The 15654-nt window shown below is 64.6% G+C and carries 16 protein-coding genes; 3 read left to right on the top strand and 13 right to left on the bottom strand.

Annotated features, from left to right (window positions below):
• Positions 1–54: 54 nt before the first annotated feature.
• Genes GRI59_RS08495 through GRI59_RS08485 form a run of 3 tightly spaced genes read left to right on the top strand, consistent with a single transcriptional unit; the run spans position 55 to position 2188 of the window.
• Entirely contained in the window at positions 55–624 is a 570-nt protein-coding gene (locus tag GRI59_RS08495) for a shikimate kinase (RefSeq protein ID WP_160760781.1), read from the top strand.
• Entirely contained in the window at positions 615–1733 is a 1119-nt protein-coding gene (gene aroB / locus GRI59_RS08490; protein ID WP_160760780.1) for a 3-dehydroquinate synthase, read from the top strand. Before GRI59_RS08495 ends, aroB begins: the two co-directional genes overlap by 10 nt.
• A complete protein-coding gene (locus GRI59_RS08485) occupies positions 1730–2188 on the top strand; it encodes a GNAT family N-acetyltransferase (protein WP_160760779.1) in 459 nt (152 codons plus the stop codon). The genes aroB and GRI59_RS08485 overlap by 4 nt, the downstream gene beginning before the upstream one ends.
• Before the next feature lie 15 nt (positions 2189–2203).
• Here GRI59_RS08485 and GRI59_RS08480 read toward each other — a convergent pair whose 3' ends face one another.
• From GRI59_RS08480 to GRI59_RS08420, 13 genes are all read right to left on the bottom strand, one after another.
• Complete coding sequence (locus tag GRI59_RS08480; protein WP_160760778.1) at positions 2204–2614, bottom strand: molybdopterin-binding oxidoreductase; 411 nt, start codon at positions 2612–2614, stop codon at positions 2204–2206.
• Positions 2615–2622: 8 nt separating this feature from the next.
• Positions 2623–4683 carry an acetyl-CoA carboxylase biotin carboxylase subunit gene (locus tag GRI59_RS08475; protein ID WP_160760777.1) on the bottom strand — a complete coding sequence of 687 codons (2061 nt, stop codon included), beginning with the start codon at positions 4681–4683 and terminating at the stop codon, positions 2623–2625.
• Between the two features lie 88 nt (positions 4684–4771).
• Positions 4772–5221 (bottom strand): lysozyme inhibitor LprI family protein, encoded by a 450-nt coding sequence (locus GRI59_RS08470; protein ID WP_160760776.1) that lies wholly within the window; start codon positions 5219–5221, stop codon positions 4772–4774.
• Positions 5218–6009 (bottom strand): heme-dependent oxidative N-demethylase family protein, encoded by a 792-nt coding sequence (locus GRI59_RS08465; RefSeq protein ID WP_160760775.1) that lies wholly within the window; start codon positions 6007–6009, stop codon positions 5218–5220. The genes GRI59_RS08470 and GRI59_RS08465 overlap by 4 nt, the downstream gene beginning before the upstream one ends.
• Positions 6010–6136: 127 nt before the next feature.
• A complete protein-coding gene (locus GRI59_RS08460; RefSeq protein WP_237440750.1) occupies positions 6137–6985 on the bottom strand; it encodes an alpha/beta hydrolase in 849 nt (282 codons plus the stop codon).
• 98 nt (positions 6986–7083) lie between these two features.
• The gene (bioB, locus tag GRI59_RS08455; protein WP_419866798.1) at positions 7084–8097 is read right to left on the bottom strand and encodes a biotin synthase BioB; all 1014 of its coding nucleotides are present in this window, start codon (positions 8095–8097) and stop codon (positions 7084–7086) included.
• Positions 8098–8107: 10 nt separating this feature from the next.
• Complete coding sequence (locus GRI59_RS08450) at positions 8108–8626, bottom strand: lysozyme inhibitor LprI family protein (RefSeq protein ID WP_160760773.1); 519 nt, start codon at positions 8624–8626, stop codon at positions 8108–8110.
• Between the two features lie 149 nt (positions 8627–8775).
• A complete protein-coding gene (locus GRI59_RS08445; RefSeq protein WP_160760772.1) occupies positions 8776–9519 on the bottom strand; it encodes an energy transducer TonB family protein in 744 nt (247 codons plus the stop codon).
• A gap of 14 nt (positions 9520–9533) precedes the next feature.
• Positions 9534–11687 carry a methylmalonyl-CoA mutase gene (gene scpA / locus GRI59_RS08440; protein ID WP_160760771.1) on the bottom strand — a complete coding sequence of 718 codons (2154 nt, stop codon included), beginning with the start codon at positions 11685–11687 and terminating at the stop codon, positions 9534–9536.
• A gap of 101 nt (positions 11688–11788) precedes the next feature.
• Complete coding sequence (locus GRI59_RS08435; protein ID WP_160760770.1) at positions 11789–12574, bottom strand: enoyl-CoA hydratase-related protein; 786 nt, start codon at positions 12572–12574, stop codon at positions 11789–11791.
• Positions 12575–12689: 115 nt separating this feature from the next.
• On the bottom strand, positions 12690–13142 hold the full coding sequence (gene mce, locus GRI59_RS08430; RefSeq protein ID WP_160760769.1) for a methylmalonyl-CoA epimerase: 453 nt from the start codon (positions 13140–13142) through the stop codon (positions 12690–12692).
• A gap of 132 nt (positions 13143–13274) precedes the next feature.
• Positions 13275–14807 (bottom strand): acyl-CoA carboxylase subunit beta, encoded by a 1533-nt coding sequence (locus GRI59_RS08425; protein ID WP_160760768.1) that lies wholly within the window; start codon positions 14805–14807, stop codon positions 13275–13277.
• An 82-nt stretch (positions 14808–14889) separates the two neighbouring features.
• On the bottom strand, positions 14890–15612 hold the full coding sequence (locus tag GRI59_RS08420; protein ID WP_160760767.1) for an SDR family oxidoreductase: 723 nt from the start codon (positions 15610–15612) through the stop codon (positions 14890–14892).
• Between the last annotated feature and the right edge of the window lie 42 nt (positions 15613–15654).

Here is a 15654-nt window from a genome sequence, read left to right as displayed (position 1 = left end):
GGCGAGAGTTTCGCATATTGCGCGTGCCCTAGCCCATCTATAGGCCCTGCGGCAATGTCCGCTGCGCCGCCTCTCAACGATCCTGCCCCGCTTGCCGCGATTGCTGCGCGCATTACGCGGCCCGTGGTGCTGGTGGGGCTGATGGGCGTGGGCAAATCAACCGTCGGGCGCAAGCTTGCCAGCCTTTTGCAGCGCGATTTCGTCGATGCCGACGAAGCCATCGTCGAAGCTGCCCAGCGCTCGATTCCCGAAATCTTCGAAACCTTCGGCGAGGCCTATTTCCGCGATGGCGAACGGCGCGTGATCGCTCGGCTGATGGACGAATCCCACGGCGTCATCGCGACCGGCGGCGGAGCCTTTGTCGATCCCGCCACCCGGGCGCTGGTGCTAGAGCGCGGGATCGCGGTGTGGATCGATTGCGACATCGACACGCTGGTCGAACGCACCGCGCGGCGCGGGAACCGGCCACTGCTGAAAAGCGGCGATCCGCGCGACATTCTCACCCGGCTGGCGCAGGAGCGCGCGCCTTTCTATGGGCAAGCCCATATCCGCGTCGTCAGCGAAACCGGCCCCCATGCCGACACCGCACGCGCGATCATCGAGGCGATTGACCAATGGCTGTAATTCCCGTCGCGCTGGCCGGGCGCGAGTATGATGTGGTGATTGAGGAAGGTCTGCTTGGGCGTCTTGCCGAGGCGGCTGCGCCGTTCCTGAAGGGTTACGGGGCTGCGCGCCGCGTACCATTCGTGGCCGATACAAACACGCAACGGCTTTATGGCGAGAGTGTCGCCGCCAATCTGGCCGCACACGGGCTGGCGGCCGAATGGTTTGTGGTAGAACCAGGCGAAGATGCCAAGACCTGGGGCGTGCTCGAGAAGCTGTGCGATTGGCTGCTGGCGATGGGTGTCACCCGCAAGGATCACGTTTTCGCGCTCGGCGGCGGAGTGGTGGGTGATCTGGTTGGCTTTGCCTGCGCGATTACCAAGCGCGGCTGCGGCTTCGTGCAATTGCCGACGACCTTGCTGGCGCAGGTCGATTCGTCGGTCGGGGGAAAGACCGCGATCAACACTGCAGCAGGCAAGAACCTGATCGGTGCCTTCCACCAGCCAAGCCTTGTGCTGATCGACCCGCTGGTGCTCGCCACTCTGCCGGATCGCGAAATGCGTGCCGGGTATGCCGAGGTGCTAAAGTACGGCTTGCTCGGCGATGCGGCGTTTTTTGCTTGGCTGGAGGCCAATGGCACCAAAGTGTTGGCGCGCGATCCAGTGGCGCTCGAGCATGCGATTGCCACCAGCATCGCCATGAAAGCGCGGATCGTTGCCGAAGATGAGCGCGAGACGGAGGATCGCCGCGCGCTGCTCAATCTCGGCCACACCTTCGGCCATGCGCTGGAAGCGGAGACTGGCTTTTCACAACGGCTGCTCCACGGTGAGGCGGTGGCTTTAGGCATGGTGCTGGCGGCGCGTTATTCGGCGCGGCGGGACGAGATTTCAGTGGATGATGCCGAGCGGGCTGCGCGCGCCATCGCAGCGTCCGGCCTGCCCGCCAGCCTATCCGCGCTAGGCCTCACCTGTGACGGCGCCGCGCTTGTCGATCACATGCGCCATGACAAAAAGGCGGAGGCCGCCACCCTGCCCTTCCTCCTGCTGCGCGCGCTAGGCGAGGCCTATGTGGCGCGCGACGTCGACCTAGCTGATATCGCCGCGTTTCTGGACGGCGAACTGGCCGTATGATCATCGCGCTCGCCGATCTTGGCGATGCGGATGTGCAGGCGCTAATCGCTTTTCACCAGCAGGCGATGCAGGCGGGCTCACCCCCTGGGCTCAGCTTTGCGCTCGACCTGTCGGGGTTGGCCGATCCGGTGGTGTCGGTGTGGGCTGTGCGGGTGGATGATCGGGTGGCAGCAATCGGCGCGCTCAAGCTTTTGGGCGGCGGTCAGGCCGAGCTCAAATCAATGCGCACCCACCCCGATTTCTTGCGCCGCGGGATCGCAGCACAGCTGCTGGAGGCGATCATCGACCACGCCCGCAGCCAAGCGATCACCCGGCTCAGCCTTGAAACCGGCGGCGGCCCGGCGTTTGATCCGGCGCTGGCGCTTTACCGCAAGCGAGGGTTTGTGAATGGCGCGGCGTTTGGCGACTATGTGCTCACCGACTTTAACCAGTGCCTGCATCTGACTCTGGTCTGATCGGCGTAACTTGGCCTAGGGCACAGCAGCAAGCTGCAAGCTCACAACCTGCCGCACCGACCTTGCGCCGCGTGTATCCCCTTCAACGGCCAGTCGGAACGGGCCGTCCTCCGCGTCCAGCATCACGCCGTTGCACCGATCCGCCAGCACCACCTCGGCCTTGCCCAGCAACGGATCGAGTTCGCCGAGGGTGAAGGCAACCCGGTAACCGTCCCGCGCTTCGATCACCACGGCCATCAGCAGCGCAGGGCCGCGCATGGCACTGCCAGACGGCGCGCCAAGCCTTGCCATCACGTCGGCAAGCAGCGGCCCAGTGCAGGTCTGCGTCTCGCCGTGATGTGTCAGCGTCACGTCATGAGTGGGCAGGCCCGCGATCATCGCAGGTTCCACCGGCTCTGCCATGTTCAAGGCCAAAGCTTCGAGCATCGGGAGCGTTACTCCAACTCCAGAATTACCGCGTCCACCGCGAGGCTCTCGCCTTCCGCTGCATTGATCTTGGCGATCACGCCTTCCTTCTCGGCGCGCAGGATGTTTTCCATCTTCATCGCCTCCACCGTCGCAAGCGGCTGGCCCAGCTGCACGGTCTCACCCTCGGCCACGTGGAGCTTCACCAGCATCCCCGGCATCGGGCAGATCAGCAGGCGCGACAGATCCGGCGGGACCTTTTCGAGCATCAGCGATTCGTGCCGCGCCAGCCTGAGCGGCAGCACCAGCGCGGTGTGCGCAGCCCCGCGGGTGGTCACCTTCCAGTGATTGCCAATCCGCTCAACGATCAGGCCAAAGCTGTTACCGAGTCCATCGGTCGCGGTCGCCTGCACCATGCCGGGCATCCAGTCGCAGGTGCCTTCCACCCGCACACCGTCCACCATCGCATGGCCATCGCCAAGGATGACGTCAAAGCGCTGGTCGCCCAGCTTCACCAGCCATTCGCTCGCGACGCGCTGGACGCCGGGGCGCCCGTCATCGCCGTCCAGCTGGCCGGAGATGCGCCGCGCGCGGCTTTGCAGAGTGAACTCATTGCCCGCGCAGACCGCGGCGAGCAGGCGGTTCAGCTCGTCACTGGTGGCTGCGCCGTGGAACCCATCGGGATATTCCTCGGCGATGAAGCCGGTGGTCAATTCGCCGGAGCGGAATCGCGGGTGCTGCATGATCGCCGAGAGGAAATCGACATTGTGGCCGAGGCCTTTGATGCGGAAATTGTCGAGCGCCTCGATCTGGAGGTCGGCCGCCTCGTCGCGGGTCGGTGCCCAGGTGATCAGCTTGGCGATCATCGGATCGTAGAAGCGTGAAACCTCGCCGCCTTCGTAAACACCGTCATCGACGCGCACGGAGCCAGTGCCACGCGCCACCCCGCGACGCGCCTTGCCGCCAACCGTCTCATCCTCCTGCCAGCCCGCCAGCGGAGGCGAATACTGCACCAACCGCCCGGTGCTGGGCAGGAAGCCGCGATAGGGATCTTCGGCATAGACGCGGTTTTCGATCGCCCAGCCGTCGATCCCGATATCGTCCTGCGTCATCGCCAGCTTCTCGCCCGCTGCCACGCGGATCATCTGTTCGACCAGATCGATACCGGTGATCGCTTCGGTGACGGGGTGTTCGACCTGCAGGCGGGTGTTCATTTCGAGGAAGTAGAAGCTCTCCCCCGTCGGGTCTGCGCCGCTCACGATCAGCTCGACTGTGCCTGCCGAATAGTACCCCACCGCGCGGCTCAGGGCGACGCATTGCTCGCCCATTGCCTTGCGCATCTTGGGCGTGACGAAGGGCGACGGCGCTTCCTCGACCACCTTCTGGTGGCGGCGCTGGATCGAGCACTCGCGCTCATTGAGGTATAGGATATTGCCGTGCTGATCGCCGAGGATCTGGATTTCGATGTGGCGCGGGTTGAGGATGAACTTCTCGATGAACACGCGGTCATCGCCGAAGGAGTTCAGACCTTCGCGCTTCACGCTTTCAAAGCCCTCGCGCACGTCGGCTTCGGAATAGGCAAGGCGCATCCCCTTGCCCCCGCCGCCCGCGCTTGCCTTCATCATCACCGGATAGCCGATCTCGTTCGAGATCCGCACTGCGTGCTCGGTATCGTCAATCTCGCCGACGAAGCCGGGGACGACATTGACCCCTGCCTGCATGGCGAGTTTCTTGGATTCAATCTTGTCGCCCATCGCGGCAATGGCGTTCACCGGCGGGCCGATGAAGGCGATGTTTTCCTTGGCCAGCGCCTCGGCGAAACTGGTGCGTTCCGACAGAAATCCATAGCCGGGGTGGACGGCCTCGGCGCCCGTCTGCTTGCAGGCGGCGATGATCTTGTCGGCGATCAGGTAGCTTTCCGCCGCAGGCGACGGGCCGATATGCACCGCCTCGTCCGCCATCGCCACAAACGGCGCGCGGGCGTCAGCATCGGAATAGACCGCGACGGTCTTGATCCCCATCTTGCGGGCGGTGGTGATGACCCGGCAGGCAATTTCGCCGCGGTTGGCAATCAGAATTTTGGAGAACAAGGCGGACAACCTCTCGTGCAGATGCGTTATCTTGTGATCGGGCTATGCCGAGGGTTTGCGCTGCCTGCAAGCTAGCGGATTTGCGCCCTTAGCCGAGGGTTTCCGTCAGATCGCGCAATTCCTGCGTGCGCTGGCGGGTGAGCATGGCGAGACATCCCGAAACGATCATCGGCTGGGCCGAACCGCCGAGGAAGGCGTAACCTTCCAGCCGACACTTGGCGTCGCGATATGTGAGCCATGCGCGCTGGGCTTCGAGCAAGGTCTGGAAGTGGCCCGTGTAGGTCAGCCGGGCCGCCGCATCCTCGCTCGGGGTCACAGGGTTGAGCGGGCCGAAATCGTCGTCGGTACCGGCGTCGCGCTCTTTCATGATCGACGCGGTGATTTTCCACTGCGCGTTGAGCTCGGCGTCGGCGGCTGCGTAGTCCTGACCGGCACACCAGTTCATTTCCTGCTGCACGACCGGGTCCTTACAATTCCACTCGGGCACAGACGGCTGCGCAGCTTGCGCGAGCAGTGGGAGCAACAGCGTGAGGGTCATGCGGCTTGTCCTTCGGCAAAAGCGATCAGGCTCCCGGCATAGGCAGGAGCGCCGCGCCTGTCGCCCTCGCCGCTCACCAACGTCTGCACCGCCTTGCCGAGCATGGCGATGTTGGCGGGGGACAGCTTGCCGAGCGGCTCCACATAAATCCCGATGCCGAACAGGATCGCGCCCGTTTGCGGCAGGCGGCGCAGGGTCTGGCGTTCGGAGCGCACGAAAAGGGTCTCGCCTGCATTCTCCGGCGTGACGTGGGCGAAGGCTTCCTGCGGCGGCTGGTCGGGAAGCCAGCGGCGCTCGCCCGTAGCGGCGATGAACCAGTTGCAGCGGGCGTAGATCGGGCCGGGGCGCAGGGTCTCCATGAAACGGTCGACGCCGGTCGCGAGTTGCTCCTCATAGCCCGCAATCGGCGCGTGGAGCGCGCGTAAAGGCAGGCCGATTTTTTCGGCGGGGTGCCAGTCTGAGGGCCATGCGACCGCTGCACCGATCAGGCGGTACACCTCCTCTCCCTCACGTTTGGTGAGCAGGCAGAGATCTTCGTGGGCGGCCAGCGCCGCTTCGGGGAGCGCACCATCCACGCACAACAGCGCCGCCAATTCGCGGCCCGGCGCATCGACTTCGGGCGTTAGTTGCACACCCTGCGGCCATTCGGCAAAGCCAGCGGCCCGCGCTGCCAGATCGGGCGTGGGTTGAAGCCACTCGTGCTCCTCCAGCTTCACCAGCCCCATCCGAAGCTGCCCGCCCCCACGCGCCTTGGGGAGCAGCGTGTCGACGGAAAAGCCAAGGGTCATGGGGTACGCACTCCGTCATCCCAGCGAAAGCTGGGACCTAGAGCTGCACGCGCGGCCCATGGCAGCCCTAGGCCCCAGCGTTCAACCTTCGGTTGTGCTTCGCAACCGCTGGGGTGACGATTGCGGGTCATAGGGCGCCTCCCCGCCGATCACACCTGAGCACCATGCCGAATTCCTCCAGCCAATCCGCCTCGGTCGGGAGCAGATATTGCAGCGCTTCGGGCAGCAAGCCGTGCAAGCTGGTCGCATGACGCAACTGCTTGCGGCGGTCGGAGAAGCAATAGGGCTGCTCGGTCGGGAGCACCCCCAGCAGCCGCATCATCCCGCTCTCGGTCGCGCCCCTTTCATCCGCGAGACTGAGGTAGAGCGGCGGGCGCTTTGCGTCGCCCAAGGCGCGGCGGCTCAGAGCCTCGCTATCCCATTGCAGGCTCGGCGAGATCGCGGCGTAGCCGGTAAACAGCGCGGGCGCCTCGGCCCAAGTCTCGACCACGAAATGCCCCGCAGCGCTCTCGCCGACCAGAAGCGCGGTGCCATCGTGGCGATAGCGCGCCTCAATCATCGGCTTAACGGTGTCGGTCAGCCATTGGCGGAACGCGGCGCTCTCGCCAGCGCTAGGCCATCGCTTGCGCTCGGCTGTGTCGCCGGTTGGCGGGAGCAGCTCGCGCTGGCGATCCTTGGTCTCGATCCCGACGATGATCGCGTCCTTGCTGCGCCCCCAGAGCGCGCCCCAGCGCATCAGGCCCGCGCCCATCATCAGGTCCTGCTTCATCGCCCCGTCGAGCAGGTAGATCACCGGCCAGCGCTTCTCCGGCTCGGCGGCGTAATCGGGCGGCAGGATGATGTTGACCGCGCGCTCAACCCCGAGGGCTTCCAGAGTCACGGTTTCGCCTATGGTGAGGGGTATTGGCTCGGGCTTGGCCGAGGCCATTGACGCTGCCAACAGCGAAATCGCGAAGAAGCTGAACCGCATCACCATGTCACGTCACCCCAGCGAAAGCTGGGGCCTAGGGCCGCAAAGAGCCGCACTTGCCGCTCTGGGTCCCAGCTTTCGCTGGGATGACGGACGCGTGTTAATCACTCCGCCGGCACCGCGCTCTTACACGCCCGCGCCGGTTCCTCGCCTTGCAGCGCGGTCAGACCCAGCTTGGCAAACAGCGCGCCGTCCTTGTCATCGCCCGCATTGGGCGCGGTCAGCAGCTTGTCGCCGGTGAAGATCGAATTCGCACCGGCGAGGAAGCACAGCGCTTGCGTGGCTTCGGACATGGACTCGCGCCCAGCCGAGAGCCGCACCATTGAGCGCGGCATGGTGATGCGGGCGACCGCGACCGTGCGCACGAACTCGATATCGTCGATCTTGGCGAGCGGCGTATCGGCAAGCATATTGCCCAGCACCGTGCCCTTCACCGGCACCAGCGCATTGACCGGCACGCTTTCGGGATGCTGCGGCAGCGTGGCGAGGGTGTGGACGAAGCCCACCCGGTCATCGCGCGTTTCGCCCATGCCGACGATCCCGCCCGAGCATACATTGATCCCCGCCTTGCGGACGTGATCCAGCGTATCGAGGCGGCACTGGAAATCGCGGGTGGAGATCACGCGCTCGTAATACTCGGGGCTGCTGTCGATATTGTGGTTGTAGTAGTCGAGGCCCGCCTCGGCCAGCATCTCGGCCTGATGCGGTTCGAGCATCCCCAGCGTCATGCAGGTCTCCAGCCCCATGTCGCGCACGCCCTTCACGATCTCGACAATCGCGGGCATGTCGCGGTCCTTCGGGTTGCGCCACGCCGCGCCCATGCAGAACCGCTGGCTGCCCGCATCCTTCGCCTGCGCCGCGCGCTGGAGCACGGCCTGCACGTCCATCAGCTTGGTCGCCTCGACCCCGCTGTCGGCGTGCACCGACTGCGAGCAATAGCCGCAATCCTCCGGACACCCGCCGGTCTTGATACTGAGCAGGGTGCACAGCTGCACTTCGGTCGCGGGGTGGTAGGCGCGGTGGACGCTGGCGGCCTGAAACAGCAGTTCGGTGAAAGGCAGGTCGAAGAGGGCCGCGATTTCGGCGCGGGTCCAGTCGGTGCGGGGAGTCTGAGACAACAACTTTATCCTACCTGTTTCCATCAATCAGCGCCTCGGCGCTGCGCAATTCTTCAAGCCTGAGCCGCGCAAGACGCAAGCGGCATTTCTGACGCAACGTGTCGGTGCCGCTACCGCCGTGCGCAGCCGTAGATTCAAGCTCGCATTGACCCTCGACATACCGCGTCCAGTTCTGATGCGACATAGCGAGATGGCGTGCTAGCGGCATCTTGTCATCGGCGTTCGTCGAATCCGGCGCATAGCGGCTGTATTCCGCGTCAGCTGCCTCGGCCAGCGTCCGGGCTTTCGGCAACTCAGCCGCAACGTCATCAAGAGCCGCGAGGGCGCGTTGCCTGAAGCACTCGGTGTAGGCAGAATTGGGCGTGATATCGGCACAATCCTGCGTCTCATCAGACGAAGTGGCAGCCGAAGCGGTCGCAAAAGTTTCAGGCGGTGCCTCACCCTCTTGTCCAGGAGCGCAGTTGGCAAGGAACATACTGGCGAGGAGCACCAGCGCAATGCGGACATCCGGGGCGCGGACCTGAGGCAAACCAACACTCCGTTCGGGCTGAGTTTGTCGAAGCCCTGTCCTGCGCCTTGTAACCGCAAGAGAAGTGAAAAGCAGCCCTTCGACTAGCTCAGGGCAAACGGAGTGCGGGGAACCTTACGCCCCCTCCTCGTCCAGCCCATACCCCACCCTCACGCCGCCACCTTCAGCGCAAAATAGGCGCCGACCGCAGGCACCTTATTGCCCTGCGGATCGCGCGCGGGATCGAATTTCGCCTTGGTCATACGCTTGCACACTTCCGCGTCGCCGGCGTCGGTACCGGTGGAGATGCGGATACGGCAGCGGGTGACGCGGCCCTTGGCGTTGATATCGAGCCAGACGCCGGGGGCGGTTTCGATGAACTTTTGGGGGTCCGCCGCCAGTTGCAGCAGTGCCGCATCGCGGATCACCGGCTTGGTGTTCTGATAGCCCATTGGCGGCGGGGCGGGGGATGCGAGGACAGGTTTGCCGGGCTGGCGAAGCTCAAACACCGCGCCCATCGCTCTGCTACCGCTCTGCGGGCGCCCCTCTGCGTCGAGGGCGTGAACAAAGCGCCCGCGCTCGCGGATCACCTCGCAGGCGCGGGCACCGCCTTGCCTGACAGGATCGATAGGGATGCAATCGCTCACCGAACCATCGGCGGCAACCTTGATCGAGAGCGGCACATACCAGGTCCGAGTCGGATCAAAAGCATCCGCAGGGAAATCCGCCGGGGTCAGCCAGGTCTCGTAACCTTCGACCGGCTTGGCGGCGCGGATCATCGCGGGATCATCAAGGTCGCTGATGGTGAACAGCGTCACCACCGGCACGCGGACCTCCGGCTCCTGCGCGGACACTGCCCCGGCGCCGAGCGCAAGGAGCGTCAGCGCAGCAAGGCGGGCGATAGGATGGGACAAGTTGCGGGAGTGACTCACTCCGCCGCCTCGTCCAGCCCCTCGCCCAGCGGCGGCATGTTGTGGCCGAGCAGCACGAGGATATCTGCCGCGCATTCCACCACGTTGGAGCCGGGGCCGTAAATCCCCTGCACCCCCGCCTCGCGCAGGTAGTCGTAGTCCTGCGGCGGGATCACGCCGCCTGCGGTGACCTTGATGTCGCCGCGACCGGCTTCACGAAGGAGGCGGATCAGTTCGGGGATCAGGGTTTTGTGGCCAGCTGCAAGGCTCGACGCGCCCACCACGTCGACATCGTGTTCAAGCGCCATTGCGACGGATTCCTCGGGCGTCTGGAACAGCGGGCCGGAGACGACTTCAAAGCCCATGTCACCGAATGCGCTCGCGATCACGTTCGCGCCGCGATCGTGGCCGTCCTGGCCCATCTTGGCGATCATGATGCGAGGCGCGCGGCCCAAGCGGCGGCCCACGGCTTCCACGCCGTCCGTCACCTGCGCCCAGCGGCGGTCGAACTCATAGGCGCTGGCATAGACCCCGCTGACCGGCGCAGGCGTCGCATCGTGGCGGCCGAAGACCTCTTCCATCGCCGAGGAAATCTCGCCCAAGGTCGCATCGTGGCGGGCGGCGGCAACCGCCAGCGCCAGCACGTTCTCGCCATCCGCGCAGCCCGCCGTCAGCGCCGCAAGGGCCGCACGGCACGCGGCCTCATCCCGCCCTTCGCGCACCTTGGCGAGGCGGGCGATCTGGCCGGTGCGGACCATCTGATTATCGACCTCGAGGGTATCCATCGGGTCTTCGCTGTCCTTGCGGTACTTGTTGACGCCGACGATCACCGTCTCGCCCATATCGACCTTGGTCTGCTTTTCTGCCGCGGCGCGCTCGATTGCGGCCTTGGGCGCGCCGGTCGCGACATAGGCGGTCATGCCGCCTGCCGCGTCCACCTCGGCCATCATCGCTTCGGCATCGGCCACTAGCGTTGCGGTCAGCGCCTCGATGTAGTGGGATCCGCCCAGCGGATCGACGACGTTGCAGATGCCGCTTTCCTCTTGCAGCACCAGCTGGGTGTTGCGCGCAATCCGCGCAGAGAAATCGGTGGGGAGCGCAATCGCTTCATCAAGCGCATTGGTGTGGAGCGACTGCGTGCCGCCCAGCACCGCCGCCATGGCCTCCACGGTGGTGCGGATGACGTTGTTGTAGGGATCCTGCTCCTGCAAGCTCACGCCCGACGTCTGGCAGTGAGTGCGCAGCATCTTGGAGCGTTCGTCCTTCGCCCCCAGATCGTCCATCACTTGGTACCAAAGCGTGCGCGCGGCGCGCAGTTTGGCGATCTCCATGAAGAAGTTCATGCCGATGCCGAAGAAGAAGCTGAGGCGGCCCGCGAAAGCGTCAATATCCAGCCCCGCCGCCATCGCTCGGGCGGCGTATTCCTTGCCGTCAGCGATGGTGAAGGCGAGCTCCTGCACGGCGGTCGCGCCGGCCTCGTGCATGTGGTAGCCGCTGATCGAAATTGAGTTGAATTTCGGCATATTGGCCGAGGTATATGCAATGATGTCCGAAATGATCCGCATCGAAGGCTCGGGCGGGTAGATATAGGTGTTGCGGACCATGAACTCCTTGAGGATGTCGTTCTGGATCGTGCCCTCAAGCTTGTCCTGCGACACGCCCTGACGTTCCGCCGCAACGATGAAAAAGGCGAGCACCGGGATCACCGCGCCGTTCATCGTCATCGAGACTGACATGGTGTCGAGCGGGATCTGGTCGAACAGGATCTGCATATCCGCGACCGTATCGATCGCCACCCCCGCCTTGCCGACATCACCGACCACGCGCGGGTGATCGGAGTCGTAGCCCCGGTGGGTCGCAAGATCGAAGGCGACCGACAGGCCCTTCTGCCCCATCGCGAGGTTGCGGCGGTAAAAGGCGTTCGATTCCTCGGCGGTCGAGAAGCCCGCATATTGCCGGATCGTCCACGGACGGCCCGCATACATGCTCGCCTTCACGCCCCGGGTGAAGGGCGCGAAGCCGGGGAGGCCGGGGTCGAACCCTGCATGATCCTCTTCGGTATACAGCGGCTTGATCGCGAAACCTTCCGGCGTGTGCCAGGTAAGGTCGCGGCCCTTCACTTCCTTGGCGGCGAGGGTGTTCCAGTCGGAGAGGGTGGGTTTTTGGGTCATGTCGCTTCCCTAAGCATATCCGTCATGCCAGCGGAAGCTGGCACCGCGGGCGGCTATGGGCCCTCGCCTGCGCGGGGGCTGCGGGTCAATAGTCCTTCGGACTATTGACCCTTGAATTCGGCTTTCCGCTTCTGGAGGAAGGCCATGCCACCCTCCATCGCGTCCTTGGTCGCGCCCGCGATGCGCTGGCCCTCGGCCTCGGCGAGCAGCACCATTTGCAGGTTCTGGTCGAGCGCGGTGGCGATGTTGCGCTTCATCGTCGCGTAGGCCACCGTCGGGCCGTTCGCGAGCTTCTCGGCCAGCGCGCGGGCTTCGGTCATCAGGTCGGCATCCTCGACGCACTTGTAGACGAGGCCCCATTCCTCCGCCTGCGTGCCGCTGATCTTCTCGCCCAGCATCATCATCCGCGTGGCACGCGCGCGGCCGATGGCGCGGGCGAGCAGCCAGGTCGATCCGCCATCGGGCACAAGGCCGATGTTGACGAAGGCCTGAAGGAAGTAGGCGCTCTTGGCCGCGATGGTGAAATCCGCTGCCAGAGCCAACGAGCAGCCCACGCCCGCCGCCGGGCCATTGACCGCGCAGATCACCGGCACGCTCGCGCGCACCACTTGGCTGATCGCGGGGTTATAGTGATTGATCAGAGCCTCGTGGCTGCCGCCCTTCCCGCCGAGCGCCGAGCCGGAGCCGCGCGCCGAAAGGTCCGCGCCTGAGCAAAAGCCCTTGCCCTCGCCGGTGATCAAAACCGCGCGCGCGTCACCCAGATCGTAGAACGCCTGCCCCAACTCGTCCGCCATCGCGGGCGGCATGGCGTTGAGCCGCTCGGGGCGGTTTAGCGTGATGGTGAGCAGCGGGCCGTCACGGTCGACGCGGATGGTTTCGTAGGACATTCTTCTCAAACCTCTCGATTTCCCCGCCCCGACCTCCGAGCCGGGGCCCAGCTTTCTTCAACGTGGGTGAGAGAAGAAGCTGGGCCCCGGATCAAGTCCGGGGCGGGGGTTGTTTTCAATTCGACCAGTGCGTGCCCTCTTTGGGCGTCTCCATGATCTCGGTAAGCATGCCGCCCATGTCCTTGGGATGGACGAAAAAGATAGGGGTGCCATGCGCGCCGATGCGCGTGGGGCCGAGGATGCGTTTGCCGAGCGCCTCGAACTCGGAGCGCGCCTCGGCGATATCGGGCACCTCGAAGCACAGGTGATGCTGCCCGCCCAAGGGGTTCTTGGCGATGAAACCTGCGAGCGTGGAGTTTTCCCCCAACGGCTCGATCAGTTCGATCTGCGTGCCGTTCATCGCGCCATCGGCTCCGGGGGTGTCGACGAAGCAGACCTTCACGCCCTGTTCTTCGAGGTCGAAGGGCTCGGTGATCGAGGTCGCACCCATGACGTCGCGGTAGAACGCGATCGAGTCCGCGATGGAGGGCGTGGCGACCCCGATGTGGTTCAATCTTCCCAGCTTCACTGGCTCATTCCTCTCTCAAATGCCGTCATGCTGAACTTGGTTCAGCATCCATTCGGCGGCCCGCTCTGTTCGAGTTTGGGGCGGGATGGACCCTGAAACAAGTTCAGGGTGACGAAGGTTAGAAGCGTCGCCTCACAGCGGAATATTGTCGTGCTTCTTCCACGGGTTTTCCAACTGCTTCGTCCGCAGCTTCCTTAGCCCCAAAGCAATCCGCCGCCGCGTGGAGTGCGGGTGGATCACCTCGTCGATATAGCCGCGCTGGGCCGCCACGAAGGGGTTGGCGAAGCGGTCTTCGTATTCCTTGGTTTTTTCCGCGATCTTGGCCGCGTCCCCGCGGTCCGAGCGGAAGATAATCTCCACCGCGCCCTTGGCACCCATGACCGCGATTTCCGCCGTGGGCCAAGCGTAGTTCAAATCGCCACGCAGGTGCTTGGAGGCCATCACGTCATAGGCCCCGCCGTATGCCTTGCGGGTGATGACGGTGATCTTGGGCACGGTCGCCTCAGCATAGGCGAACAGCAGTTTCGCGCCGTGCTTGATGATCCCGCCGAGTTCCTGCGCGGTGCCGGGGAGGAAGCCGGGGACGTCGACGAAGGTGATGATGGGGATTTCAAACGCATCGCAGAACCGCACGAAGCGCGCCGCCTTCTTCGAGGAATTGATGTCGAGCACACCCGCCAGCACCATCGGCTGGTTCGCCACCACGCCCACGGTGCGGCCTTCCACGCGGCCGAAACCGCACAGGATGTTGCCCGCGTGCGCCGGCTGGATCTCGAAGAAATCGCCCTCGTCCAGCACCTTGGCGATGACTTCGTGCATGTCATAGGGCTGGTTGGCGTTGTCGGGGATCAGCGTGTCGAGGCTGTTGTCGATCCGGTCCCAGGCGTCGCTGGTCGGCAGGATCGGGGCTTCGTCGCGATTCGACAGCGGCAGGAAATCGAAGAACCGGCGGGTGGCCAGCAGCGCCTCGACATCGTTCTCGTAGGCGAGATCGGCCACGCTGGTCTTGGTGGTGTGGGTGATCGCCCCGCCCAGCTCCTCCTGCGTCACGACCTCGTTGGTGACGGTCTTCACCACCTCGGGGCCGGTGACGAACATGTAGCTCGAATCTTTCACCATGAAGATGAAGTCAGTCATCGCCGGTGAATAGACCGCCCCGCCCGCGCACGGCCCCATGATCAGGCTGATTTGCGGCACCACGCCCGATGCAAGCACATTGCGCTGGAACACCTCGGCATAGCCGCCAAGACTCGCGACGCCCTCCTGAATGCGCGCACCGCCCGAATCGTTCAGGCCGATCACCGGCGCGCCGACCTTGAGCGCGGTGTCCATCACCTTGCAGATCTTCTCGGCATGGCGCTTCGACAGCGAGCCGCCGAACACGGTGAAGTCCTGCGAGAAAACATAGACCAGCCGCCCGTTGATGGTGCCGCTGCCCGTCACCACCCCGTCACCAGGGATGCGCTGGGTTTCCATGCCGAAGTCGTTGCAGTCGTGCTCCACATAGGCATCGACTTCTTCAAAGCTGCCTTCGTCGAGCAGCACATCGAGCCGTTCGCGCGCGGTCAGCTTGCCCTTGGCGTGCTGGGCGTCGATACGCTTCTGGCCGCCCCCCATGCGGGCGGCTTCGCGGCGGCGTTCCATTTCAGCGATATTGGCGGACAATGGGCATCCCCTTCTGTGGCGTGTTTGGCCGCTGCGTTGCCTTAGCCTGTCCCAAGCGTCAACGTGGCAAAAGTGCGGGCGGTCAGAACCGCAGCGTCATACGCCGCGCCAGCCAAGGGGCGACCGCCTCGACCGTGCGCAGCATCTTGGTCATGCCGATATTGGCCTCGTCGTGGTCCTGCTCGATCGCAGCGATGATCTGGCGGGCGCATTCCTCGGGCGGCATCTTCTTCATTGGGTTGCCGTCATTCATCTGGGTGTCGACCACCGGTGGCAGAGCCTCGATCACCTGAATGGCGCTTTCTTTGAGCTGTTCGCGCAGGGCTAGGGTGTAAAACCGCAGGCCCGCCTTCGTGGCGCAATAGACCGGCTGGCGCGCTGCCGGGGCAATTGCGAGGCCGCTGGTGACGTTGACGATTGCCGCTTGCGGACGTGCACGTAGGCGTTCCACCAGCGCCGTAATCAGCCGGATCGGGGCAGAGAGATTGGCATAAATGCCGGCATCCGCCGCATCGGCATCAGGCGCGGCCTTGCGGAAATCGTGATCGACCAGCTGTCCGGCATTGTTGATCAGCACATCGAGTTCAGTCTCGGCCAACTGTGCGATCAGTGCATCGACCCCGGCAGCATGAGACAGATCGGCGGCGATCACCTCGAACCCCGCGTCCCGCATCGCCTCTAGCCGTTCGGGGCTGCGTCCGGTGAGGATTACCCGCGCGCCCTTGGCCTTGAGTTGCAGCGCGATCTCGCGCCCGATCCCGGCGCTGCCGCCCGTCAACAATACCGTCTTTCCTGCAAGCTGCATGGCATCCGCCTCCCTGCCTGTGGCTTACGAACAACAGTTGCA

This window comes from Erythrobacter ramosus (assembly GCF_009828055.1).
GTDB lineage: Bacteria > Pseudomonadota > Alphaproteobacteria > Sphingomonadales > Sphingomonadaceae > Erythrobacter > Erythrobacter ramosus.
The sequence above is the reverse complement of the archived record's forward strand: the minus strand, read 5'-3'. Positions and strand labels throughout refer to the sequence as shown.

What these genes read in the sequence shown, in the direction of transcription:
- GRI59_RS08420 (WP_160760767.1), bottom strand. Translation starts at nt 15,612, where the DNA reads ATGCAGCTTGCAGGAAAGACGGTATTGTTGACGGGCGGCAGCGCCGGG.
- scpA (WP_160760771.1), bottom strand. Translation starts at nt 11,687, where the DNA reads ATGACCCAAAAACCCACCCTCTCCGACTGGAACACCCTCGCCGCCAAG.
- GRI59_RS08495 (WP_160760781.1), top strand. Translation starts at nt 55, where the DNA reads ATGTCCGCTGCGCCGCCTCTCAACGATCCTGCCCCGCTTGCCGCGATT.
- GRI59_RS08480 (WP_160760778.1), bottom strand. Translation starts at nt 2,614, where the DNA reads ATGCTCGAAGCTTTGGCCTTGAACATGGCAGAGCCGGTGGAACCTGCG.
- GRI59_RS08460 (WP_237440750.1), bottom strand. Translation starts at nt 6,985, where the DNA reads ATGGTGATGCGGTTCAGCTTCTTCGCGATTTCGCTGTTGGCAGCGTCA.
- aroB (WP_160760780.1), top strand. Translation starts at nt 615, where the DNA reads ATGGCTGTAATTCCCGTCGCGCTGGCCGGGCGCGAGTATGATGTGGTG.
- GRI59_RS08485 (WP_160760779.1), top strand. Translation starts at nt 1,730, where the DNA reads ATGATCATCGCGCTCGCCGATCTTGGCGATGCGGATGTGCAGGCGCTA.
- GRI59_RS08465 (WP_160760775.1), bottom strand. Translation starts at nt 6,009, where the DNA reads ATGACCCTTGGCTTTTCCGTCGACACGCTGCTCCCCAAGGCGCGTGGG.
- GRI59_RS08435 (WP_160760770.1), bottom strand. Translation starts at nt 12,574, where the DNA reads ATGTCCTACGAAACCATCCGCGTCGACCGTGACGGCCCGCTGCTCACC.
- GRI59_RS08470 (WP_160760776.1), bottom strand. Translation starts at nt 5,221, where the DNA reads ATGACCCTCACGCTGTTGCTCCCACTGCTCGCGCAAGCTGCGCAGCCG.